The 311-nt window shown below is 46.0% G+C and carries 1 protein-coding gene; it reads left to right on the top strand.

Annotation, left to right across the window (positions count from 1 at the left end; genetic code table 11):
- Window positions 1-10: 10 nt before the first annotated feature.
- A partial coding sequence (locus tag PH558_RS34190) for a replication initiation protein (protein WP_285208580.1) occupies window positions 11-311 on the top strand: 301 nt, incomplete at its 3' end.

The following is a 311-nucleotide window of genomic DNA, read 5'->3' on the forward strand; positions in this document are numbered from 1 at the left end:
GCAAAAGACAATGACCATTACCGCTGCGGAATATTTTGATTCATTCCCTGACATGGGGGGGAAAAATGGCGAGGTTCAGTTACAGGAAGCGATCGATCGTTTATGGGACAGGTCGATCATTCTCAAGGATGACGAGAAGCGTGAGGAGTTCCGCTGGATCCAGTATCGGGCACAGTATGCTAAAGGTGAGGCCAAGGCTCGAATAACCTTTTCTGACGCGGTAATGCCTTATCTGACGCAACTGAAGGGGCAATTCACGCGCGTTGTTATAAAAAACATATCAGGTTTATCAAGTAGTTACAGTATAAGAA

Origin of the sequence: Rhizobium pantanalense (genome assembly GCF_030182525.1) — a bacterium.
GTDB lineage: Bacteria > Pseudomonadota > Alphaproteobacteria > Rhizobiales > Rhizobiaceae > Rhizobium.